We start from the raw sequence: 21,813 nt of genomic DNA, 5'->3' as shown, positions 1-21,813 counted from the left end.
AATTTAGCAGCGCAAAAGATTCGCCGGTTTGGCGGAGAAGGGAAATACTATAAATGTCAGATATAATTCAGCTTTTACCAGATTCAGTTGCTAACCAAATCGCCGCGGGCGAGGTGGTGCAGCGACCCGCATCTGCTGTTAAAGAGCTGATTGAAAATGCAATTGATGCCGGCGCCGATAAAATACAACTCATTGTAAAGGATGCCGGTAAAGCTTTGATACAAGTAATTGATAATGGCTGCGGAATGAGCGGTACCGACGCACGCATGTGCTTTGAGCGCCACGCCACCTCTAAAATAAAAAAAGCTGAGGACCTCTTTGCCATCCGTACGATGGGTTTCAGGGGCGAGGCGATGGCATCTATTGCCGCAGTGGCACAGGTTGAGCTGAAAACGCGCCGTCATGAAGATGAGCTGGGTAGCCAGATTTTTGTCGACGGGTCAGAAGTGATTAAGCAGGAACCATGTTCAACCGCTGCCGGTACATCTGTTTGTGTTAAAAACCTGTTCTATAACATACCGGCAAGGCGTAACTTTTTGAAGAGCAACCCGGTAGAGATGCGTCATATTATTGACGAGTTTCAGCGCGTGGCGTTAGCGCACCCTGAGATATTTTTCTCACTGCATCACGATGGGCAAGAGGTTTACCACCTGCCTGCCAGCGCTTTAAAGCAACGCATTGTTCACCTGTTCGGTAATAACTATAACCAGCGCCTTGTACCGGTTGAAGAAGATACCACCATCATTAACCTACGGGGTTTTGTTGGCAAGCCTGAGTTTGCCAAACGTACCCGTGGTGAGCAGTTCTTTTTTGTAAACAACCGTTTCATTAAAGACCCATACCTGAACCACGCCGTGCTGACTGCCTTTGAGGAGATATTGCCCGAGGATACTTACCCGTTATATGTGTTGTTTATTGATATCGACCCTGCAAAAATTGATATCAATGTACATCCTACAAAAACTGAAATAAAGTACCAGGACGAGAAGGCTATTTACGCCATTATCCGCTCGGCGGTGAAACGTTCGCTGGGCAGATATAACATAACACCCAGTTTGGATTTCGACCAGGAGAACAGTATCGGGCACCTCATCACCCCAAAACCATTTGAGGAGATAATAGCGCCGTCAATTGCTTTTAATCCTGATTTTAATCCTTTCGCTAAAACTGATCGGGAGCTGCCCTTTGAGAAGCAACAGACCGGCAGTAGCAGCTATGGCGGCGGAGGCGGTAGTGCATACAGTGACCGTGGTGGCCGCACTAATCCAATCCCTCAAAACTGGGAAAAATTGTACGAAATAGCGAAACGCGATGAACCGGTGCAAGCGCAATTACATGCCGAGGAAAGTGTTTCAGTTAATGAGCAGGATATAGCCAAATCAAGCGATAAACAGTTTTTTCAGGTTCATAACCGTTTTATCATGTCGCAGATCAAGTCGGGTTTTATGCTGATTGATCAGCAGGCGGCACATGAGCGTATTTTGTATGAGCGTTTTTTACATCAGCTGCAGAATCATGCCGGTGTTAGTCAGCAAAGCTTGTTTCCACAATCGCTCACACTAAACGGGGCCGATTTTGAGTTATTGAGAGAGCTTATGCCCGACATTCGGGCGCTGGGTTTTGATATTCGCGAATTTGGCAAAAACACGGTAGTTGTAGAAGGCATACCGGCCGACCTAAACAATGTTGGCGAGCACGAGTTATTAGAACATTTGCTGGAGGGTTTTAAAAACAACCAAAGCATTTTAAAGCTGGATAAGCGCGACAACCTGGCCCGCTCGCTGGCCCGCAATGCAGCTACTAAAGCTGGTACCAGGCTGTCATCCGAAGAGATGAACCAGCTTACAGATCAGCTTTTTGCCTGCCAGATGCCTAATGTGGCGCTGAACGGCAAACCTGTAATTAGTACTTTTACGTTAAACGAATTATTAGAGCGGTTTGAAAAATAAAATCCGCAGCAAAAAATATTTAAACATACATGCAAACGCCTTTTTCAAACCTGCCTCCGGTTTTAAAAAACCTTTTAATCATCAATATTCTCGTTTTCTGTGCCTCCCTGTTTTACAGTCATGGCTTTTCGGGCAATACCGACCCGGTGGGTGAGCATTTTGGTGCATACTATTTTAATTCGCCACTGTTTAAGCCGTGGCAGCTTATAACCTATATGTTTGTGCATGGCGGCTGGGAGCATATCATCTTCAATATGTTTGCGCTGTACTCGTTTGGCGCCATAATGGAGTACCAGATGACTTCGCCGCGTTTTTTGGCCTTTTATTTTATTTGTGGCATTGGTGGTGTGGTTTTGCAACTGGCGGTTTATGCTTTCCAGGTGCACGCTATAACAGGCAGCCTTAACATTGTGTCGCCCGAGCTGCAGTCATCTTATTTGCAATACGGGCAGGAGGCAGGCATTAAGCTCTACAGTATCTTTTATTCGCCGCTGGTAGGTGCATCGGCTGCGGTGTGCGGTGTGCTAGTAGCATTCGGGTTAATTTATCCCAACGCCGAGTTAATGATGCTGTTTATTCCGGTACCCATCAAAGCAAAATACATTATTTCGGTGTATTTATTGGTAGAGCTGTTTGCGGGTTTCGGGCGCTTTAGCGGTGACAATGTTGCACACTTTGCACACATTGGCGGGGCTATACTGGGCTTTATAATGGTTAAGCTTTGGAAGCTGCAAGGCCCGCGTAATTTTATATAAAGCATTTTATTTGACTATGAGTTTCTGGCAAAATATCTATTACAAAGTGTTTAAATCAGGCAGTAAATTGTACCTGCTCATTGGCATTAATGTAATTGTATTTTTGGTGATAAACGTACCTGCTCAGATAGAAGAGTGGGTATCGCACACAGATTACATCGCTGCGCTTAGCTACGGCTATTTAACATTGCCATCTTACCTGCCGCGTTTGCTCACTCACTTCTGGACGCCGCTTACCTACATGTTTATGCATGCAGATTTTTTTCATCTGTTGTTTAATATGTTGTGGCTGTATTGGATGGGGCAAATTTTTGAGGAGTTTTTGGGCGACAGGCGCATACTGGGCTTATACCTTTTAGGAGGTTTAGCGGGCGCTTTGTTTTTTGTAGGCAGCTATAATTTGTTACCAATGTTTACCCGAAACGGTATTTATCTGGAAGCTACGGTGGTTGGCGCTTCGGCCGGGGTGATGGCGATAATTGCCGGTGCAGCTACTATTACACCAAATTATGAGATCATGCTTTTTGGCATATTGCCTGTTAAGCTAAAATGGATCGCCATTTTTTATGTTGTGACGGGCTTTTGGGGCATAAACGGGCCGAATGCCGGCGGTGAGATTGCTCACCTTGGCGGTGCGCTGATGGGTTTTGTCTATGTCAGACAATTACAAAAGGGTAAAGATTTGATTAGCGGTATTGCCGGTTTGTTTAAATTTAAAAAACGCTCAAAGCTAAAAGTTGCCTCAACTAATCGTAATATTGTGAATGAAGACATGCCGCGTCAGGAAGAGATTGACCGCATCCTGGATAAAATATCCAAAACCGGTTACGAAAACCTGAGCAAGCAGGAAAAAGATACACTGTTTCGAGCCAGCAAAAAATAATGAAGGCAAAGAAAAAAGGCAAACTACCGCTGATTGACAGGATATTTTTATGGATAAACTTTGGTTTATGCCTTGCTCTGCTGCTTGCCTATCTGGCTCCGGTAACAGATCCGCGTAAAGTTTGGATTATTGCCTTTTTCGGCCTGGCCTACCCGCCAATATTATTCGCCAATTTATTGATGATACTTTACTGGGCGCTGCGTAGAAGCCGGTTGGCGCTTATATCAATAATCGCCATCGCTTGCGGATTTGGCGTTTTGAAAAATAACATCGGTTTCCACCCGGGTAACCGCGATCCGCTTAAATCTTCCGATACGAATATGATCAGGATGATGACCTATAATGTGCACAGCTTTAAAAAATATGGCTCTGCCAATGATGTCTCTACCCGTAATGATATTCTGGCGATTATATCGGCTAAACAACCTGACGTTATTGGTATTGAAGAATACTATACGCGCAAAAAGGGACGTTTTGCTATGACTGATTCCATTAAAAAAATCATCGGTTCAGATAATTACGACGTTCAGAATTTTTCAGGAAACGAAAACGATGTGGAAGGTATGGCCATTTTTTCAAAATGGCCCATAATTGCAAAAGGCATTATTATGCTGGCGCCAACATTTAGCGGTAACCAATGTATTTATGCCGACATTAAAAAAGGTACCCGGATATTCAGATTATATAGTGTGCACCTGCAATCCATAAATTTTGACCCTGAAGATTACCGGTATATTGACACCATAACCAAAAGCGGCAAACCGGATATCGGCTCAACTAAACGACTGGGCGGCAAATTAAAAAAAGCTTTTTTGAAACGCGCCGAGCAGGTTGAACTGGTTAAAGCGCACGCCAGTAAATGCCCATATCCGTTTATTATAGCGGGCGATTTTAATGACACGCCCACATCCTTTGCAGTAAACCAAATGGAAAAAGGCATGAAAAATGCTTTCCATGAAAAAGGGTTCGGCCTGGGGCGTACTTACAACGGCGATTTTCCGAATTACCAGATCGATTATATCATGGCCTCCAAACAGTTTGATGTAACCAGCTATACCATTATCGAAAAAAAACTGTCAGATCACTTTCCGGTTTATGCTGATTTGATGTTGAGATAGCGTTGGGTAGGTGAATAGTTGGTCATAGGAATCTAAAAACCATTCACTCAATCAACTTAATCAACCATTCTCAAATAACTTAAATCCTAAAAATCGTAAGTTTGCCATCATGCAACAAAATTTATTTGTTTACAATACTTTATCCCGCAAAAAAGAAAAATTTGAGCCGCTAAACGCGCCGCATGTCGGTATGTATGTTTGTGGTCCTACTGTTTACAGTGATGTTCACCTGGGCAATTGCCGAACCTATATATCTTTCGATCTGATTTTTCGTTACCTTACGCATATTGGCTACAAGGTGCGTTATGTACGTAATATAACCGACGCCGGGCACTTGGAGGGCGATGCCGATCAGGGCGAGGACAAGATCTCAAAAAAAGCCAAGCTGTCCCAGTTGGAGCCGATGGAGATTGTACAAAAATATACTGTCGGATTTAGGGAGGTGATGCAAGTATTCAATACCCTGCCGCCAAGCATTGAGCCTACGGCTACCGGACACATCATTGAGCAGATTGAGCTGATTAAAGTGATGCTGGATCGCGGTTTTGCTTACGAGGTGGATGGTTCGGTTTATTTTGATGTCGAGAAATACAACAGTTCGCACGATTATGGTGCGCTAAACGGCCGTAACTTAGAAGATCTTTTAAACAATACCCGGGTTTTAGGCGGCCAGGACGATAAAAAAGGCAAACTTGATTTTGCGCTTTGGATAAAAGCCAAACCTGAACATTTGCAGCACTGGCCGTCGCCATGGAGCATAGGCTTCCCCGGCTGGCATTTGGAGTGCTCGGCCATGAGTCATAAATACCTGGGCGATCAGTTTGATATTCACGGGGGCGGTATTGACCTGGTACCTACGCACCATACCAACGAAATAGCTCAAAATATAGCTTGTTGCGATAAAAACCCTGCCCGCTACTGGATACACACCAACATGCTGACAGTTAATGGGCAAAAAATGTCTAAATCATTAGGCAACAGCTTTTTACCACATGAATTGTTTACCGGTCAGCACTCTATCCTTGATCGTGGCTATAGCCCTATGACAGTTCGCTTTTTTATTTTACAGGCGCATTACCGCAGTACACTTGACTTTGGTAACGAAGCCATGGAGGCTTCAGACAAAGGGTTTAAGCGCCTCATGAACGCGGTTACTTTACTGGATGGCTTGAAAGCCTCGGCAACCACTGACGTTGACTTAGCCCCTCTGCAACAAAAATGTTACGAGGCTATGAATGACGATTTTAACAGCCCTGTTTTAATAGCCGAATTGTTTGAGGCTACGCGTATTATCAACTCTGTTCATGACGGCAAGATGAAGATAGACGCAGCCAATCTTGAAGTTTTAAAAAACATCATCCAAACTTTTGTGTTTGATGTGTTGGGTTTAAAAAACGAACAAGCTGCTAATGATGACCTGCCTAAAGTAATGGAGCTGGTGGTTAATTTACGTAACGAAGCCAAGCAAAATCGCGATTACGCTACCTCTGACAAAATAAGAAATGGCTTGCAACAAATAGGCTTTCAGCTAAAAGACAGCAAGGAAGGCACTAACTGGAGCAAAATTTAATTGAACTATTGGCGTTATAGAAAAATATAAAATTAATCTTTAACTGCACTGCATATACATTAATCAAACATTCTCCTAACTCACACAAAATGAAAAAAATCGCACTGGCTACCCTTTCTTTTATTTGTTATAGCATTGTGTCGCTGGCCCAAACTGGCCCGGCGCAGGTAAGTAAAGTAATTGATGCCGAGGATGCTTTTAATAAACTGGTTGCCCGTAAAGGTATTAAAGCCGGCTTTTTAGCTGTTGCCGATCCTGAAGGCATTGTGTTTAAACCAAAAATTGTTAAGATAACAGATTTTTACGAAGGCGTTGAAAAACAGCCGGGCACATTACAGTGGACGCCTAAAATAGCGCGTATATCTTATGACGGCGACCTGGCCTTTACCGCCGGCCCCTACGTTTACCAAAACGGCAAAACCGACGATGACAAAGTATATGGCGATTACGTTTCAGTTTGGCATGATGACGGTGAAGGCCATTTGAAACTGCTGATTGATTTGGGCATACAGCATCCTGAGGCAGAAAAAGAAGCTACCACTGATTTTAAAGGCCCTGATGCTTCTAAAAAGCCGGTTAAGAATAAAGATCCGTTCAACGGTAAAAACATTATCATTGCTACTGATAAAACATTAAACCAGGCATTGACCCTTTCTTCGTTAGGCGCTTATAAAGAGTTTTTAAGCCCCGAAGGGCGTTATTATTTCCCGGGTTTTGAGCCAATGATGGGCAGCGACCAGGTATTAAAATTCCTGAATAACGAGGCGATATCCATCTCTGCTGAGACTATCAGCGCGGGCCGTTCAACCAGCAATGATTTGGCTTACAGCTATGGCCGTGCCCGTATTAAAAAGGGCGAAATTGTAGCCAATTACAATTATGTGCGCATCTGGGAACTTGACCCCAATAAACACACCTGGAATATCCTGCTGGAGGTTTTCTCGGCGATTGAGAATTGATCTTTCTGAAGATTGGTTATTGAAGATTGGTTGAATAGCGACCAACCTGGTAAAAAGAAAAGCGGCTTATTTCGTAAGCCGCTTTTCTTTTTATAAAGTTTTTAGAGTCCTAATCTTTAATCTTCAATAACCAATCTTTGAATTAGAATAGTTGCTCAATAATATCATCGGTTGATAACCCTTCAGCCTCGGCGTGGTAGCTGCGCACAATACGATGGCTTAAAATAGGTTTGGCTACAGCCTGTAAATCTTCAATATCAGGAGAGTATTTGCCATTGATCACAGCGTGGCATTTGGCGCCTAATATCAGAAACTGTGATGCCCGAGGGCCCGCACCCCAGTTAAGAAGGCGTTTTACGTTTGGTGCAGCTAATTCGCCGTCTGGGCGGGTTTTGGCCACCAGGCGTACAGCATATTCCAATACATTGTCGGTCACTGGTATATTTCTAACCAGTTGCTGGAAATAAATGATCTGCTCGGCATTTAAAACTTTCTTTACCGACTGGTTAAGTGAGCCGGTAGTGTTTTTCACTATATCCAGCTCTTCTTTAAAAGAAGGGTAATTTAATGACACCTTAAACATAAAGCGGTCAAGCTGCGCTTCGGGCAAAGGATAGGTACCTTCCTGCTCAATTGGGTTTTGGGTGGCCAGTACAAAGAAAGGCTTCGCTAATTTATGCGTAACACCGGCAGCGGTTACCGCTTTTTCCTGCATGGCCTCTAATAAAGCGGCCTGTGTTTTTGGGGGTGTCCGGTTTATCTCGTCAGCCAGAATAATGTTGGAAAACACCGGACCTGGGATGAATTTAAAATTTCTGTCTTCGCCCAAAATCTCTGAGCCAATAATATCTGAAGGCATCAGGTCAGGCGTGAATTGTATGCGGTTAAAATCCAGATCTAAAACCTCCGACACGGTTTGTACCAGCAAGGTTTTAGCTAGTCCGGGTACACCAACCAGCAAACAATGCCCATTGCTGAAAATAGATATCAGCACAAACTTTACCACCTCATCCTGGCCTACAATTACGTTGCTTATTTCGCTGCGTATTTTTTGGTAGGCTTGTTTTAAAGCATCAGCTGCTTCTACTTCAGATTGGTGTTGCATAAAGTTATTTTAAGATTATTTTGCCTGGCTGCTAACCGTTGGCTGTGCTGCCGCATCTACCGAAGCCCAGTTTTTTAATATCGGGCATCCTTCCTGAAATTGCGGGTCAATTCTAATGTAGGTTTCTTTTCTCTTTTTAGCAAACCAGTCGGCTATGGTTCTGTTAACTTTATCGCTGGTAGCAAAATCTTTGATCTTGGCAAAATCTTGTTCAAGGTTAGCTTTATGCGCATCAACTACCGATTTTAAATAGAATATGCGGTAGCTTTTTTTACCTTGCCTGTCAGTAAACAGCACCGGTTTTGAAATACCGCCCACTTTCATGGTATCAATTACGGCTTCAACCTGTGGGTCCAATTTGTTGGTTGGGATATAGCTGGTGCGGCTGTCGACGCCGTCTGCGTTCATCAGCAGGCCACCATTGTATTTGGTTTCTTTATTATCTGAATAGAACGAGGCTGCACTGGCAAAAAAGTCGACTTTGCGGTTTTTGTCAAGCAAATTATAAATGGTATCGGCCCGGCCTTTTGCCCTGTCTAAACTTTCGGGTGTAATTGGTGGCGATATCAAAATATGGCGGGTATGTACCTGTTCGCCGCGGCGCTCCAATACCTGTAAAAAGAAAAAGCCATAATCAGGCGACTCAAACACCGGCGATAGCTCGCCTGCTTTTAATTTAAACGCCCAGCCTGTAAACTCCTTTACGTACATGTTACGGTCAATAAAGCCGTCGTCGCCGCCTTGAGGGGCTGTGCCCGGGTCTTGGGAGTAAGCTGTGGCCAAAGCGCCAAAATCGTCACCTTTTTTAACGCGGTCAAGCAATTCCTGTGCTTTTTCGCGATAAACATCTTTTTCAGCTTTATTTAGTTTTGGTTCAAAAACAATCTCTGCAACCTCAACCTCTTTGTTAAAGGTTGGCAGGCTGTCTTTGGGTAGTTTCCTGAAATAATCTCTGACATCCTGCGGTGTGGTGTTTAATTTTTCGGTAATGTGGGCGCGCATTTTTTGTGCGATCAGCATCTCACGCACCTCCGGCCTAATCTCTTCTTTGTACTGTAGGACAGAACGTCCCAGAAATTGCTCCAGACGGTCTTGTCCCCCAGCCTGCCGAACGGAATAACGTACACGGCGATCAATCTCTGCATCAATATCGTCATCTTTAACCTCTATACTGTCAATAGCGGCTTGCTGCACCAATATTTTAGTTGCTATTTGGTCTTGTACCAACTGGCATTTGTTAGTATTTGCACCCTGATACAATGCCTGGGCATTCATGCCCTCAATGTCCGACTGCAATACAATGCTATTACCAATTACAGCAACAATTTTATCCAAAGGTATTTTGCGCTGCGCGTTGGCAACGCTGGTAAACAACACTAAACCTAAAACTACAAACCCAAACTTTCTCATTTAATCTGCTTAAAATATACTACGGCAATAACCCGTAAAAACGCCCGAATTTCGGTAAAATTTATCAATATATAACTGTAAACCCCAGCCTTTTAATATCCAGGATTTTATATTTATGCGAATATGCCAATAAAGCATCAAACACTTTAACTATTTTTGGTTAAAATTTGTTAAAGTGAAGGCAGAAAACGCGGCAGCATTAAAATACATTTTTCAGGAAGAGCTTTATATTTTGCCGGGCGAAGAGTCATTTAACCGGCCGGATTTAACACAAACTTTTGTTGACTCTGCACCTATGACTGAACGGGTTGCCAAAACAGTAGCCGAACCCGTGGCTACATCTGCCCCTATTACCGAAGCTGCAACCCTTATTCAGCCGGTTACCGCGCCTGGCCCGGTTATTCCTAAAATAGAGCCTGCGTCAAATCCTCAACCTACAACAGAGCACTTAGTACAAACGCCCGCTGCCTTGTTTAATTACCTGGGTTCAAATAAAAAGGCATTTTTAATTTTTACGTATTATGCTGATCAGGATTTTATGCATGATGAGCATTTAGCTGCCTTGCAAAATATCCTGAAACGTAAAGATATTGAATTAGAAGATGTTGCTATACTTAACCTGGCTAAAAGTATAAATGGCAAATGGGCAGAGATATATCGGTTTTTTGCACCCAAAAAGGTACTGGTATTAGGTAAAGAAGCCATCCCCGAAGGGTTAAACGTGCCTGCCCTCAATACGCTTAAGGTAGCCCCGACTGCTTCATTACTGTACAGTTTTAGTTTTGATGAAATGATGAGCAGTACCGATAATAAAAGGGCTTTTTGGGAACAAATGAAAAACCTGTAAATATGCAACAACTGGTATTTGCCACCAATAATGCACATAAACTGGAAGAGGTTGCGGCCAAACTGGCCGGACGCATTGAGCTGCTGAGCCTGAATGATATTAATTGTCATGACGATATTGAAGAAACCGGCGCAACCTTTACCGAAAATGCATCCATCAAAAGCAGGCACATTTATTATAAATACAACCTCAATTGCTTTGGCGACGACAGCGGACTGGAAATTGATGCACTGGGCGGTGAGCCTGGCGTTTTTTCGGCCCGCTATGCAGGTGTTCATGGCGACCATGCAGCCAACATTGCTAAAGTTTTAGCCAACATGAGCGATATCCCTAACCGCAAGGCGCGTTTCCGTACCGTGATTTCGCTGATGTGGAACGGCATGGAGTATTTCTTTGCCGGGGCGGTTGAAGGTACTATTCGCACGGCGCCAAGCGGCAATGGCGGCTTTGGTTACGACCCTATTTTTCAACCCGATGGCTACGAGGTTACTTTTGCCGAGATGTCGCTCGAAGAGAAAAACAACATTAGCCACCGTGCCATAGCTGTTGAGAGACTTATCGAGTTTTTGAAAACGGTTTAAAATGCTCCATATTCTTGCAAGCTAAAGAATATGTCATTTCGAGCATAGCGAGAAATCTTATACGTGCTATCTGGAAAAACGTCTAAGATTTCTCCTCGTACCTCGTCGAAATGACATGCATATTGGCTAAAACACTCTTACTCCCTACTTCGGCGGTGCAGGCTTCTTAAGCCTTGTAGTATCTCTGCGACTACTATCTCTTGTTGATTTAATAGCAGTACTCACGCTATCGCGTGGCGCGGTTGATTTTGACGCAGGCTGATTTGCCGGTTTAAGCATTTGTGGAGCAATGCCTGGTTTGGTGGTCGCGGATTTTAGTAGCGTTGGTTTCTTAGTCAAGCTATCCGCTTTAGCGCCGCTTGATTTCAGGTTCAGGCTATCTTTTTTAGCTGTTACAGCGCTGGTGTCAACATCACTCTTAATGTTGGCGGTATCGATGGCTGTCTTTGTGGCGCCCGGCTTTTTAACTACAGCCTTTCCCTTATTGCCGCCGGTTTTGGCCGGTACTTTTCCGGTGGATTTAGTTTTCACCGCACGGTGAGACAGGATAGATTCTTTAGATGCTGGTCGGTCTTTTGGTTTCCAGATAAATCCTTTTAATATCCTGTCCTCATCTTTTGCCTTGCCTATCGGGATGCCGCGGGCTGTATATTTCTCAGAGAATGAGGCGCTACTGATATCGCCGTTTACAAAGTCGAACCGCGCCTTACCGCTTTGGGTTCGGGACATATCGGTCACGGTGTTTTTAACCGAATCGCGCTTGAAATAAATAGTCTCGGCATTACCGATGATAGTAAAGGAGTTTAGCTTGCCGTTTTTAAATGTACCGTGCATAAACTTTCCGCCCGCCTGGTTAAAGTGCGTCGAGTCGTTTTTTTCGATATTGACGATGAATGCCGCCGGGAACATATCCAGGTTGTCCAGCTTCTTGTTTTTCATCTGCAAGTTTATGGTATCGCCCGATAACTGCGAGTTTTGCGTCCAGATCATCGGTTTATTATACATGCGGATAGTGGAGTCAAGGCTTGAATAAAACATTGAATCGGCCTTGGCCTGTAAGTCAGACTTGAAAATCTTGGCATTGTTATATACGCTGATGATGCGCATACGCGTGGTATCTGGTATTTCTTTCGATTTACGTAATGCCTCTAACGAATCGGCCTTTTGTTTTATTCTCAGTGAATCGGCCGCCGTTAATTTTGGCGCGGATATTTTTGTTTTGTCAGATGCTGGTTTAGCGGCGGCAGTAGTCGCAACCGGAGGAGCGACGGATTTTGATGCAGACGATTTTGACCTTGACAATATCACCTTGGGATACATAAATACCCTAAAGTTTGTATCACGTTTAAGTTGTGGTATTTCAAACGGCTTTTGCGCAGTATCAATTGCAATCGAGAATGGTTTTTGCCTGATGTATTTTACCGGTTTTGTATAATCTGTATTGTCAATGTCATTAACTTTTTTTACCGGCGCGACCACTGATTTAGCCGTAGTATCCGGGTGTGCTAACTCATATTGGCGCTGTTTCAGCAACTTATAATCTTTATAGGTGATCATTTTTGTTTTAAACGTATCACCGGCCATAAATAAAGAGTCGTAACGGATGTTAGGCCTTTTTACCTCCGCCTTTTCCTTTACCGTATCCTGAAATTTGTAAACAATAGGGCCTAACTTTGGTATAGTTTTTTCTGCAAAAACAGGAGCCGGGTTTTTAACCGCCGGAGCCCCCGGCACAACCACGGCCGCTTTTTTAGTTGGCGTCGCCGCTTTAATTTGTGATGCCTTTTTGTTGGTCAGATTGGTTTTATTTGCTGCCGGCAACTGCTTGATAACCGAATCTTTGACGCCCTGCAGGGTAAGCTGCTTATTGGCGGCATTCTTTTTAAAGATAGAATCACGCACACTTTTAAGCGTGAGGTTTTTGTTGACAAGGGCGCCGGCGTTTTTTTGAAAAGATTTAGTTAAGCTATCAGTGGCAACCTTATTGCGCTTAAGCAGAGAATCGGTCACAGGCCTTGTGCCGGTTATCTTTTTTATACTTGGGTCTGTGGCAACTTTGGTTACACTATCGGTTTTACCCGCCTTTATATTAGTGGCCGCCTTTAATGAATCGGTTGGTTTTGCCGTTGAAGTACTATCTTCAGTAACAAAAATCATATAGGCGTTCTCTGTTACTACAGCCAGATCATTGGTCTTAAAATATTCACCAAAATCACCTTTAATGGTTATGCGCTGTTCGGTATCAGTAAAGGTAACATGCTTTACCGCGCGCCCATAACCTTTTAAACGGTCGTAAAACAAGCTATCGCCTTTTAATGATTTGCTTTGGCTGGTGTACAGGTTTTTTTTGCCGAAAGCAGCCTGCTTCAACACGGTATTATAGGTGCCGTTTTCAGTATAAAGATTGTCTTTGTCTTTTCCCTTAATAATGGTTGGGCCGTAAAAATAGTTAATCCGCGTACCTGAGTTATAGCGCATGGTGTCGGTATTAATCACCGCATCCGGCGTTTTACATACTACATCATACCTGAAATAGGCATCGCGGGTAAAAGCAAAGTAATAGCCGTTTTTACTGGTTAGCGTATTGTCTTTATTTACCAGCTTCCCACCGTCAACGTAAGTGCCAATACGGGTGGCGGTATTGTAAGTAAAATTGTTGGTAGTAAGCGTAGCATCTTTATCAACCATCATTACATGGTCGGTAAGCACGGCTACCTTAGTATTGCCATTGTAGTTGAGCTTGTCTGAGTAAATATGAACGGTGTCGCCCTGGTTGATGATGACATGTCCAAAAGCATCAACCATATTCAGGTCGGGATAAAAATACGCGCTGTCTGATGTTAGGGTGGAGTAGTCTTGTTTAAATACGCCATTGTGTACCCGTATGGTGCGGCTACCGTTTGGGTTGGTTATCGAGTTTAAAGAGGTGGAACTAACCAGGTTAACCCTCGATTTTTTTTGGCCCAGAACTGACAAAGTCGCCAGTAAAAAAAAGAAACTTAAGACGTATTTATTCACTACTGCAAAATTAGTTTTTTGTCGGGCTTATTAAATTAATAATTTTGATGATGCTGCCGATTAAAAAATTCACCGATTTTATTGATCAAAACCGCCTTTTTGACCACAAGGGCGCTGTTTTGGCGGCTGTTAGCGGCGGCATGGACTCGGTTTTGATGGTGCATTTATTAAAAGCCGCTGGTTATAAACTAGCCATTGCGCATTGTAATTTTCAATTACGCGGCGACGAAGCGCTGGCCGACCAGGCTTTTGTAAAGGCATTGGCTCATCAAAATAATATTCCGTTTTATACCATCAATTTTAATACCCGGGAGTATGCCGCGCAAAATAAAATGTCGATTCAAATGGCTGCCCGCGAGCTGCGTTACAACTGGTTTGAACAGCTGCGCGAACAACATCAATACGCCGCAATTGCCCTGGCGCATCACCAAAACGACGCAATTGAAACAATATTGTTAAACCTGGTACGCGGTACGGGTATAGCCGGCCTGCATGGTATTTTACCTAAAAACGGTTGGCTGGTAAGGCCATTGTTGTGCTTTACCCGCAATGAAATTGAAAATCTTATCAAAGATAACGGCTTTACCTACGTTGAGGACAGCTCAAACGCCTCTACCAAATATGCGCGCAATAAGTTGCGCCACGAAGTAATACCAAAGCTGCGCGAATTAAATCCTTCGCTTGAAAATACTTTTCAGAATAACCTGGAGCGATTTAAAGATCTGGAGACGTTGCTTGAATTGCGCACGGAAGAATTGGCGGCCAAATTGCTGAGCCGGGCCGGCGATGAAACCCACATCGCGATAGCTGAAGTAAAAAAACTAAATCCGCAACGTTTATTACTGTATAAACTGCTGCAGCCCTACGGGTTTAATGAGGCCGTAGTTAACGATATAATTTCAGCATTGGATAAGCATTCGGGACGAGTGTTTGAGTCGCCAACGCATCAGTTGTTGCTGGACCGGGATAAACTGATCATCACATCGACAGACAAAAATGCACCCGAAACGATTAACATAGCAGAAGATGATACATTAGTACATTTTGGTAGTTATCTGCTCAATATCCTGCATGACGATGCCCCCGTTATTATTAAAGATAATCCCATGGCGGTTTCTGTTGATGCTGTAAAGCTTATCTTCCCTTTAACCATACGTAGCTGGCAGCAAAGCGACGTTTTTTATCCTATCGGGATGAAAACGCGCAAAAAACTAAGCGATTTTTTTATTGGATTAAAAGTGCCTGTACACCAAAAAACACAAATCCCCTTGTTAATTAACGGCAATGGCGAAATTATTTGGGTAGGCGGCTACCGGCCCGACGACCGATATAAAGTAACTGAAAACACCAAAAAAGTAATTATCTTCGAATTGTTTAAAGTATAAGATGAGCGAAAAAATAGTTTTTACCGAAAAGCAGTACCTGGGCCGTGAATTTACTCCGTTGTGTATACGCCTGGTACTGGCTATTTTTTGCTTTGCTGTTTATGCTTTTACCGACCCCAACGATAAAACCGGCGACCTGCTGGCTGTGGTAGGCTTTGCAATTTTGATCATCTCGATCATTATGGGTTTTTTGCCGCATTTCAGAACCCGTGTTGAAAATAAAAGCGTGGTACTGAACGGCCTTTGGACAACCCGCCTGGTAAAAATCGATCTGAATGGAATTGTAAAAGCCGAGGTTGCACCTTACAGCCGCTACTTTTTGAATAACCCGGTTTACAACCTGCATTCTAAAGGCACTATCCGCTTTTTTGCCGGAGGGCGCGACGCGGTGCACCTTACAGATCGTGACGGACTGGTTTACATCGTTGGCTCGCAACATCCATATGAGTTGCTTCGGGCTGTAAAGGCGGAAATTGGCGGCAAACTGTAAACGTTAATAAACGCCCATAAAAAAAGCGATGGATTTTCAAACCCATCGCTTTTTTTATTTTGAACCTGTTGGTTTTATTTCTTCAAACCAATTTCGCGCAAACGCTCGTCCAGGTATTCGCCCGCGGTGATGTCTGTATATAGTTTTGGATGCTCAGCATCGATGGTTGATGGTAGCGAGGTCAAATCCATGTCAGATTTTGGATGCAGGAAGAAAGGTACCGAAAAGCGCGAAAACTTCATTAGCTCGCGCGGCGGGTTAACCACACGGTGAGTGGTTGATTTTAATTTGTTGTTGGTTAAACGTTGCAGCATATCGCCTACGTTAACTACCAAATCTTCGCCATGAGCTTTTACCGGGTACCATTCGTTGCTGCGGGTTAGTACTTCCAGGCCGTCGGCGCTGGCGCCAATAAGCAGGGTAATCAGGTTAATATCCTCATGCGCTCCGGCGCGTACTGCATCGGCAGGTACAGCATCCGGGTTCTCGATAGGGAAATAGTGCAGCGTACGCAAAATGGAATTGCCATTGTTAACCTTGTCGTCAAAGTAGTTTTCGTCCAGCCCTAAATAAACTGCAATAGCGCGTAGCAGTTGTTTGCCTATACCTTCAAGTTTTTTGTAGATCTCTAAAGTAACCTCGTTAAACTTTGGTAATTCTTTTACTTTAATATTTTCCGGATACTCGGCTTTCAATTTGTCGTCGCCCTCAACGGTCTGGCCAATTTGCCAAAACTCTTTCAGGTCGGGTGTTTTAAAACCTTTGGCGGTTTCCTTGCCTTTACCGGTATAGCCGCGCTGGCCCGCCAGCTCAGGTATCTCGTAAGCTTTCTTTTGTTCTTCGGGTAAAGCAAACAACGCTTTAACCTGGGTATATAGCTCGTCAATTAACTCCTTGCTTAGGCCGTGGTTGGTGATAGTAACAAAGCCGGTTTCATTAAAAGCCTTGCCAATATCGTCCGAAAATTGCTTGCGCTCGGCGGCGCTGCCATTGGTGTAACTGTTAAGATCGAGACGTGGAATATTTACTTCTGTGCTCATAGTGTGTAATGATAAGATGTAAAATTATCGAAATAAATATAGTTTAGTATAAATGGTGGAAAAGTTTGTTAGCGATTTTGTGTCTATATTTAGTCCGCTTATGAAACGAGCCTGTATCCTTATCCTTTTTTTATGCCGTATTGGCCTGTGTAACGCCCAGGATACCGTAAAAAGCGTCTTTACCAAATACTACACGGTTAACCAATTAAAGTCAGACTTTGTTTTTTTCAGAACTGCTTTAGAGGTTATCCATCCCAGTCTGTATCGGTATCATCCTAAAGATTCTGTCGATAGTTATTTTAATCAGTCATTCGCCGGGCTTAACCACCCGATGAACGAGCTGGAGTATTGGAAGATTCTTGCAAAAATTATAGGTAAAATAGGTTCAGGGCATACCTCTTTATACCTGAGCGATGCTGCGCGCAGGCAATATGCTATAACTACACACAACTTTTTACCTGCGGATTTTTACTTGCAAAATGGCCACCTATTTATCAGAAATCGATTCAGGCAGACTGATACAGCACTAAAAAAAGGTGCCGAAGTATTGGCAATAAACAATATACCTGGCCCTGAAATTGTGAAACAGATGCGAAGCTATGTGTCTGGCGATGGCTACAATAATGCTTTTAAAGACCGCAGGATTGCTGTCGATTTTAACCATATGTACAACCTGCTTAATGGCGATGACTTTCAGTATTTTTTTGTGTTGAGCGATAGGGGCAAGGTTCAGCATACGCTGGTAAAGGCTGCCCGGATATTTATATCGTCTCACGGTGCTACGGGCCCGAATATCGATCCTAATATTAAATTCCCTGAAGATATGCCGGGTACGGCGGTCATAACCATACCCAATTTCGAGTATTTGAAAGAATATGAGCGCCTGCATGCGAGTTTTTTTAAAGAGATTAAGGACCGCAAGATTGCTAACCTGATCATCGATTTACGCAATAATCCGGGTGGGCAGATACCCATTATTAACGATTTGATGGGGTATGTGATGACCAAAAACTACCAAATTGGTTTGTCTGACGAAAATTACGTAGAGTCTGGACGGATTGAGTATTTGGGAAAGAAAAGCCAGAATAATGAGCTCAGTGTTTCAGATATTGAAAATGTGGGCCATAGTTTACACCAAAACCAGTTCAAGGTTAATCAACTTCAATTTATACGGACCCGCGCATTCAAAGGCAACCTTTATTTGCTGGTTAATGAAGGATCTTTCTCGGCGGCAGTGATGTTTTCTACAGCAGTTAAAAACCAACGTGATTGTTTTATTGTTGGACAAGAGACCGGCAACAGTGGTTATGGTAGTGATGCCGGGGTAAAAACCATCACCTTGCCTGAAACGCATATTAAACTAAATTTGCCCGTAACCTGGTATTTTTTAGCCGGGCATGATAAAAAGAATACCGGCCAGGGCTTAATACCCGATGTGCTGATACCCGCCCCCATAACCCCAAGCTTTAATTTTAAAGATGATGCGGTTATGGATGCCGTAAAAGCGCATATAAAAAATACCGCCAATAAAGCTAATTAACGGGCTACGGCAGGCTATTTGTAAAACATTTATCGAAACTAAACGATTTAACATTTATTTAGTCGAAATAATAAATACTAAAACCAAACCTACACAGCGTTAAATATAATTGATTATGAGAATTTTAAATAAAATATGGGGAATAAGCTTACTGGTTATGATACTGGTGGTTGCGGCCCCACGCACAAGTTTGGCGCAGGACGAAGCTATTACCGAGCAGGATTTTTACGACGCGCTATCGCCTTACGGCACCTGGGTATATGACAATACCTATGGGGATGTTTGGTTGCCCGATGTTGATGAAGACTTCAGGCCATACCAAACCGCAGGCTATTGGGTAATGACAGAGTATGGTAACACTTGGGTTTCAGACTACCCATGGGGATGGGCAACCTTTCACTACGGCCAATGGCGTTTTGACGATTACTACGGTTGGGAATGGATACCGGGTTATGAATGGGCTCCGGCCTGGGTAAGCTGGCGCTCTGGCGGCGGCTACTATGGCTGGGCGCCGCTATCGCCTGATATTGATTTCAACATGTCATTCGGCAGCGGCAATTATGATGCTTATTGGGCATTTGCGCCGGCGGCATATATGTACAGCCCATCGTTATACAACTATTATGTGCCCCGTTATCGCGCAGTTACTTATATTAAACGTACGCGTATAATTAACAACGTGTTTGTACGCAACGGTCGTAGTTACATAGGCGGTCCGCGCGCCTCAGATATTGAAAGATACACACATCATCGCCCAACAGTTTACAGAGTTACCGATGCCAACCGGCCGGGAGGTATCACTGTGGGTTCAAGAACTGTAAGTATTTTCAGGCCGCGTATCAGTAAATCGCCTATGGCCAAACCGCAATTGGTGGTTGATGCTCAAACTTACCGTCAACAAAACCCAACAGAGCGTATAGCCCGTGGGGCTGGTAGCTTAACTTTTAGCCGGGATAATGCTGAGAAGCTGGCGCAGCGTGCGCGTAACCAAAATGCCAACCGAGGTATAGTACGCTCAGATAATCAACCTGTGCAGCAAGGTGGCCAGCAGGCGATGCCGTCGCAAGGGCGCCGTCCGCAGCCAAGTGTTACACCCGCTCCGGCACAACAAGGTAACGCTATCCCGGCTCGTGGTAATACCAACACCACACAACCTGTACAACAAAACAATAATGGCCAGCAACAAACACCGTATCGCGGCCGTCCTGAAAACAGGCCTAATATAGCGCCTCAACGCGGGCAAAACAATGCGGCCAACCAACAGCAACAAGCTATACAGCAGCAGGCGGTACAACAACAACAGGCTACGCAGGAACAAGCCGCGCAACAACAGGCTAACCAACAGCAAGCTCAACAACAGCGTCGTGCGCAGTTTGATCGTCAAAGACAACAACAGCCCGTGCAGCAACAGCAAACCCAGCAGCAACAAGCAGCTCAACAACAAGCTGAGCAACAGCGCCGCGCACAGTTTGAACAGCAACGACAACAGCAGGCCGTGCAACAACAACAGGCCGCGCAACAGCAGCAAGCCCAACAACAACGCCAGGCACAATTTGAGCAACGCCAGGCACAGCAACAGGCCGAGCAGCAAAGACAACAACAGGCGGCTCAGCAGGCTGCACAACGTCAGGCACAACAACAGGCCGAGCAGCAAAGGCAACAGCAAGCGGCCCAGCAGGCTGCGCAACGCCAGGCACAGCAACAGGCCGAGCAGCAAAGACAACAACAGGCGGCTCAGCAGGCTGCACAACGTCAGGCACAACAACAGGCCGAGCAGCAAAGGCAACAGCAAGCGGCCCAGCAGGCTGCGCAACGCCAGGCACAACAACAGGCCGAGCAGCAAAGACAACAACAGGCGGCTCAGCAGGCTGCGCAACGCCAGGCACAGCAACAGGCCGAGCAGCAAAAACAACAGCAGCAGCAGCAACAACAGCAACAACACAGGCGCCCGCCTGGCGGCCGCTAATGGCGGTAATATAAATTTGATAATGTGAAAAAAGCCCGCTCCTGAATTAACAGGTGGCGGGCTCTCACATTTAACCGATCAACAACAAACGATTAAGGTTTTTAATAACTTATCAGGTAGTGCAGGGCACCGTGCGCCGGTGAGGCGCCGTATTCAGTAATAGTTCAAATTTTTTATGTAAATTAAGCTGGTTTACAGTTTTAATTATAACTTTTAATAAAGGCCGGTCCCCCCTTAGGACCAGCCTTATCCTGCTATGGTAAAATCTTTATTAACCGGTGGTTTTGATTCAGCATCGGTGAAGGGTCAGCGTTTACAAAATGTGCACGTATGTTAGCGTTTTGTTGTAGCAATCAATCAAATCGAAATGTGTGCTTGTAAGGCTGGCCCAATAAAGACTATCGAGAAGGCTTGATTAAAAATTATCGGGTGCCGTAACCGCTTGCTTACAAAGCAATTGGTGATGATTGATGGGGGTAATCCGTCAGTTGCATAATGCACTTATCCCATTTGGGCTAAATGACATCAAAAACAATTCAAAATAAACTAACAGAAACCCTTTGGCTGCTACCAAAAGACATGGAAAGGAAACAGAAAGTCTGCGTTTTGAAGCGTATATCTGTGGTTGTTATATCCTGAGAAATAATTGAAATACCTGATGCAGGTATTGGTAGTTGGCGTAGCCAGATAAGCTGTAAAAACCGGGCTGTTAGTTTTATGAACCTGGCGAATAAATTCCTGATTGCCGGCTATAAGGTTAAACTTAATAAGCGGAGTAGCCGGCTGGTTATTAGCCGAATGCAGCTTGATGACTTTGGCATTATTATCGTTTACAGCAGCCGGAACCGGTGCTGCCTTGGCGCAAAAGAAAGCGCAGCAAAGTAACATCAGCCCAGATAGCTTTAAGATATGTTTTAAGTCAAATCTCATTAAACGATAATGTTAACATCTAATAAGTTAAATGTAAGAAAACTATTTGTTGTTTGCCCAATAATCTTCTTTTTTTCATTGTTTGTTTAATATTCTTCAATCTCGCCGTCTTTGTTTACAACATATTGGGCGCTTATTTTGGCCTTGTCAGGCCGGCGGTATTTTAATTTCTTTTTGGTTGATGGCCCTTTGGCCGCCAGTATCAAAAAGCCTAACAGGGCTGTAATTTCAAGTATCGCTAAACTCATTGATCCTCCTTTTTCGTTA

18 protein-coding genes are annotated in these 21,813 nt (G+C 44.1%); 12 read left to right on the top strand and 6 right to left on the bottom strand.

Annotation, left to right across the window (positions count from 1 at the left end; genetic code table 11):
• Positions 1-53: 53 nt before the first annotated feature.
• The 6 genes from mutL to ACFS5N_RS08950 all read left to right on the top strand — a co-directional run bounded on the left by mutL (position 54) and on the right by ACFS5N_RS08950 (position 7,234).
• On the top strand, positions 54-1,949 hold the full coding sequence (gene mutL / locus ACFS5N_RS08975) for a DNA mismatch repair endonuclease MutL (RefSeq protein WP_377184441.1): 1,896 nt from the start codon (positions 54-56) through the stop codon (positions 1,947-1,949).
• A gap of 29 nt (positions 1,950-1,978) precedes the next feature.
• Positions 1,979-2,704, top strand: coding sequence for a rhomboid family intramembrane serine protease (locus tag ACFS5N_RS08970; RefSeq protein WP_377184439.1), 726 nt, complete (start codon positions 1,979-1,981; stop codon positions 2,702-2,704).
• A 16-nt stretch (positions 2,705-2,720) separates the two neighbouring features.
• Positions 2,721-3,587, top strand: coding sequence for a rhomboid family intramembrane serine protease (locus ACFS5N_RS08965; RefSeq protein ID WP_377184437.1), 867 nt, complete (start codon positions 2,721-2,723; stop codon positions 3,585-3,587).
• Positions 3,587-4,705 carry an endonuclease/exonuclease/phosphatase family protein gene (locus ACFS5N_RS08960; protein ID WP_377184435.1) on the top strand — a complete coding sequence of 373 codons (1,119 nt, stop codon included), beginning with the start codon at positions 3,587-3,589 and terminating at the stop codon, positions 4,703-4,705. The genes ACFS5N_RS08965 and ACFS5N_RS08960 overlap by 1 nt, the downstream gene beginning before the upstream one ends.
• A gap of 109 nt (positions 4,706-4,814) precedes the next feature.
• On the top strand, positions 4,815-6,275 hold the full coding sequence (gene cysS / locus ACFS5N_RS08955; RefSeq protein ID WP_377184433.1) for a cysteine--tRNA ligase: 1,461 nt from the start codon (positions 4,815-4,817) through the stop codon (positions 6,273-6,275).
• 89 nt (positions 6,276-6,364) lie between these two features.
• Entirely contained in the window at positions 6,365-7,234 is an 870-nt protein-coding gene (locus ACFS5N_RS08950; protein WP_377184431.1) for a DUF4440 domain-containing protein, read from the top strand.
• A 142-nt stretch (positions 7,235-7,376) separates the two neighbouring features.
• On the opposite strand, the gene ACFS5N_RS08945 is transcribed toward ACFS5N_RS08950, so the two are convergent.
• The gene (locus ACFS5N_RS08945; protein WP_377184429.1) at positions 7,377-8,339 is read right to left on the bottom strand and encodes an AAA family ATPase; all 963 of its coding nucleotides are present in this window, start codon (positions 8,337-8,339) and stop codon (positions 7,377-7,379) included.
• 15 nt (positions 8,340-8,354) lie between these two features.
• Positions 8,355-9,749: a peptidylprolyl isomerase gene (locus ACFS5N_RS08940; protein WP_377184427.1), complete on the bottom strand. Its 1,395-nt coding sequence runs from the start codon at positions 9,747-9,749 to the stop codon at positions 8,355-8,357.
• A gap of 175 nt (positions 9,750-9,924) precedes the next feature.
• On the opposite strand from ACFS5N_RS08940, the gene ACFS5N_RS08935 reads away from it, so the two are divergent.
• Both ACFS5N_RS08935 and ACFS5N_RS08930 read left to right on the top strand, forming a co-directional pair.
• Positions 9,925-10,596, top strand: a complete 672-nt coding sequence (locus ACFS5N_RS08935; RefSeq protein ID WP_377184425.1) for a hypothetical protein — start codon at positions 9,925-9,927, stop codon at positions 10,594-10,596.
• A 2-nt stretch (positions 10,597-10,598) separates the two neighbouring features.
• Positions 10,599-11,177: a non-canonical purine NTP diphosphatase gene (locus tag ACFS5N_RS08930; protein WP_377184423.1), complete on the top strand. Its 579-nt coding sequence runs from the start codon at positions 10,599-10,601 to the stop codon at positions 11,175-11,177.
• A 144-nt stretch (positions 11,178-11,321) separates the two neighbouring features.
• Here ACFS5N_RS08930 and ACFS5N_RS08925 read toward each other — a convergent pair whose 3' ends face one another.
• On the bottom strand, positions 11,322-14,195 hold the full coding sequence (locus ACFS5N_RS08925; RefSeq protein ID WP_377184421.1) for an OstA-like protein: 2,874 nt from the start codon (positions 14,193-14,195) through the stop codon (positions 11,322-11,324).
• Between the two features lie 47 nt (positions 14,196-14,242).
• Between ACFS5N_RS08925 and tilS the strand changes: the two genes are divergently transcribed.
• Positions 14,243-15,580 (top strand): tRNA lysidine(34) synthetase TilS, encoded by a 1,338-nt coding sequence (gene tilS / locus ACFS5N_RS08920; RefSeq protein ID WP_377184419.1) that lies wholly within the window; start codon positions 14,243-14,245, stop codon positions 15,578-15,580.
• A 1-nt stretch (position 15,581) separates the two neighbouring features.
• Complete coding sequence (locus tag ACFS5N_RS08915; RefSeq protein WP_377184417.1) at positions 15,582-16,070, top strand: hypothetical protein; 489 nt, start codon at positions 15,582-15,584, stop codon at positions 16,068-16,070.
• A 74-nt stretch (positions 16,071-16,144) separates the two neighbouring features.
• Here ACFS5N_RS08915 and ACFS5N_RS08910 read toward each other — a convergent pair whose 3' ends face one another.
• Positions 16,145-17,110 carry an isopenicillin N synthase family dioxygenase gene (locus tag ACFS5N_RS08910; protein ID WP_377184415.1) on the bottom strand — a complete coding sequence of 322 codons (966 nt, stop codon included), beginning with the start codon at positions 17,108-17,110 and terminating at the stop codon, positions 16,145-16,147.
• Between the two features lie 52 nt (positions 17,111-17,162).
• On the opposite strand from ACFS5N_RS08910, the gene ACFS5N_RS08905 reads away from it, so the two are divergent.
• A complete protein-coding gene (locus ACFS5N_RS08905) occupies positions 17,163-18,650 on the top strand; it encodes a S41 family peptidase (RefSeq protein ID WP_377184413.1) in 1,488 nt (495 codons plus the stop codon).
• A gap of 115 nt (positions 18,651-18,765) precedes the next feature.
• Entirely contained in the window at positions 18,766-20,616 is a 1,851-nt protein-coding gene (locus ACFS5N_RS08900) for a DUF6600 domain-containing protein (RefSeq protein WP_377184411.1), read from the top strand.
• A 567-nt stretch (positions 20,617-21,183) separates the two neighbouring features.
• On the opposite strand, the gene ACFS5N_RS08895 is transcribed toward ACFS5N_RS08900, so the two are convergent.
• Together ACFS5N_RS08895 and ACFS5N_RS08890 are read right to left on the bottom strand one after the other, a co-directional pair.
• Positions 21,184-21,546, bottom strand: coding sequence for a hypothetical protein (locus ACFS5N_RS08895; RefSeq protein ID WP_377184409.1), 363 nt, complete (start codon positions 21,544-21,546; stop codon positions 21,184-21,186).
• An 86-nt stretch (positions 21,547-21,632) separates the two neighbouring features.
• Positions 21,633-21,794: a hypothetical protein gene (locus ACFS5N_RS08890; RefSeq protein ID WP_377184407.1), complete on the bottom strand. Its 162-nt coding sequence runs from the start codon at positions 21,792-21,794 to the stop codon at positions 21,633-21,635.
• Positions 21,795-21,813: the final 19 nt, after the last annotated feature.

This window comes from Mucilaginibacter ximonensis (genome assembly GCF_042686265.1).
Lineage (GTDB): Bacteria > Bacteroidota > Bacteroidia > Sphingobacteriales > Sphingobacteriaceae > Mucilaginibacter > Mucilaginibacter ximonensis.
Note: the sequence above shows the minus strand (reverse complement) of the source record. Positions and strands in the feature narration are given on the sequence as shown.

Coding starts and splice junctions, on each gene's coding strand:
- mutL (WP_377184441.1), top strand. CDS start 54: ATGTCAGATATAATTCAGCTTTTACCAGATTCAGTTGCTAACCAAATC.
- ACFS5N_RS08970 (WP_377184439.1), top strand. CDS start 1,979: ATGCAAACGCCTTTTTCAAACCTGCCTCCGGTTTTAAAAAACCTTTTA.
- ACFS5N_RS08965 (WP_377184437.1), top strand. CDS start 2,721: ATGAGTTTCTGGCAAAATATCTATTACAAAGTGTTTAAATCAGGCAGT.
- ACFS5N_RS08960 (WP_377184435.1), top strand. CDS start 3,587: ATGAAGGCAAAGAAAAAAGGCAAACTACCGCTGATTGACAGGATATTT.
- cysS (WP_377184433.1), top strand. CDS start 4,815: ATGCAACAAAATTTATTTGTTTACAATACTTTATCCCGCAAAAAAGAA.
- ACFS5N_RS08950 (WP_377184431.1), top strand. CDS start 6,365: ATGAAAAAAATCGCACTGGCTACCCTTTCTTTTATTTGTTATAGCATT.
- ACFS5N_RS08945 (WP_377184429.1), bottom strand. CDS start 8,339: ATGCAACACCAATCTGAAGTAGAAGCAGCTGATGCTTTAAAACAAGCC.
- ACFS5N_RS08940 (WP_377184427.1), bottom strand. CDS start 9,749: ATGAGAAAGTTTGGGTTTGTAGTTTTAGGTTTAGTGTTGTTTACCAGC.
- ACFS5N_RS08930 (WP_377184423.1), top strand. CDS start 10,599: ATGCAACAACTGGTATTTGCCACCAATAATGCACATAAACTGGAAGAG.
- tilS (WP_377184419.1), top strand. CDS start 14,243: ATGATGCTGCCGATTAAAAAATTCACCGATTTTATTGATCAAAACCGC.
- ACFS5N_RS08915 (WP_377184417.1), top strand. CDS start 15,582: ATGAGCGAAAAAATAGTTTTTACCGAAAAGCAGTACCTGGGCCGTGAA.
- ACFS5N_RS08910 (WP_377184415.1), bottom strand. CDS start 17,110: ATGAGCACAGAAGTAAATATTCCACGTCTCGATCTTAACAGTTACACC.
- ACFS5N_RS08905 (WP_377184413.1), top strand. CDS start 17,163: ATGGTGGAAAAGTTTGTTAGCGATTTTGTGTCTATATTTAGTCCGCTT.
- ACFS5N_RS08900 (WP_377184411.1), top strand. CDS start 18,766: ATGAGAATTTTAAATAAAATATGGGGAATAAGCTTACTGGTTATGATA.
- ACFS5N_RS08895 (WP_377184409.1), bottom strand. CDS start 21,546: ATGAGATTTGACTTAAAACATATCTTAAAGCTATCTGGGCTGATGTTA.
- ACFS5N_RS08890 (WP_377184407.1), bottom strand. CDS start 21,794: ATGAGTTTAGCGATACTTGAAATTACAGCCCTGTTAGGCTTTTTGATA.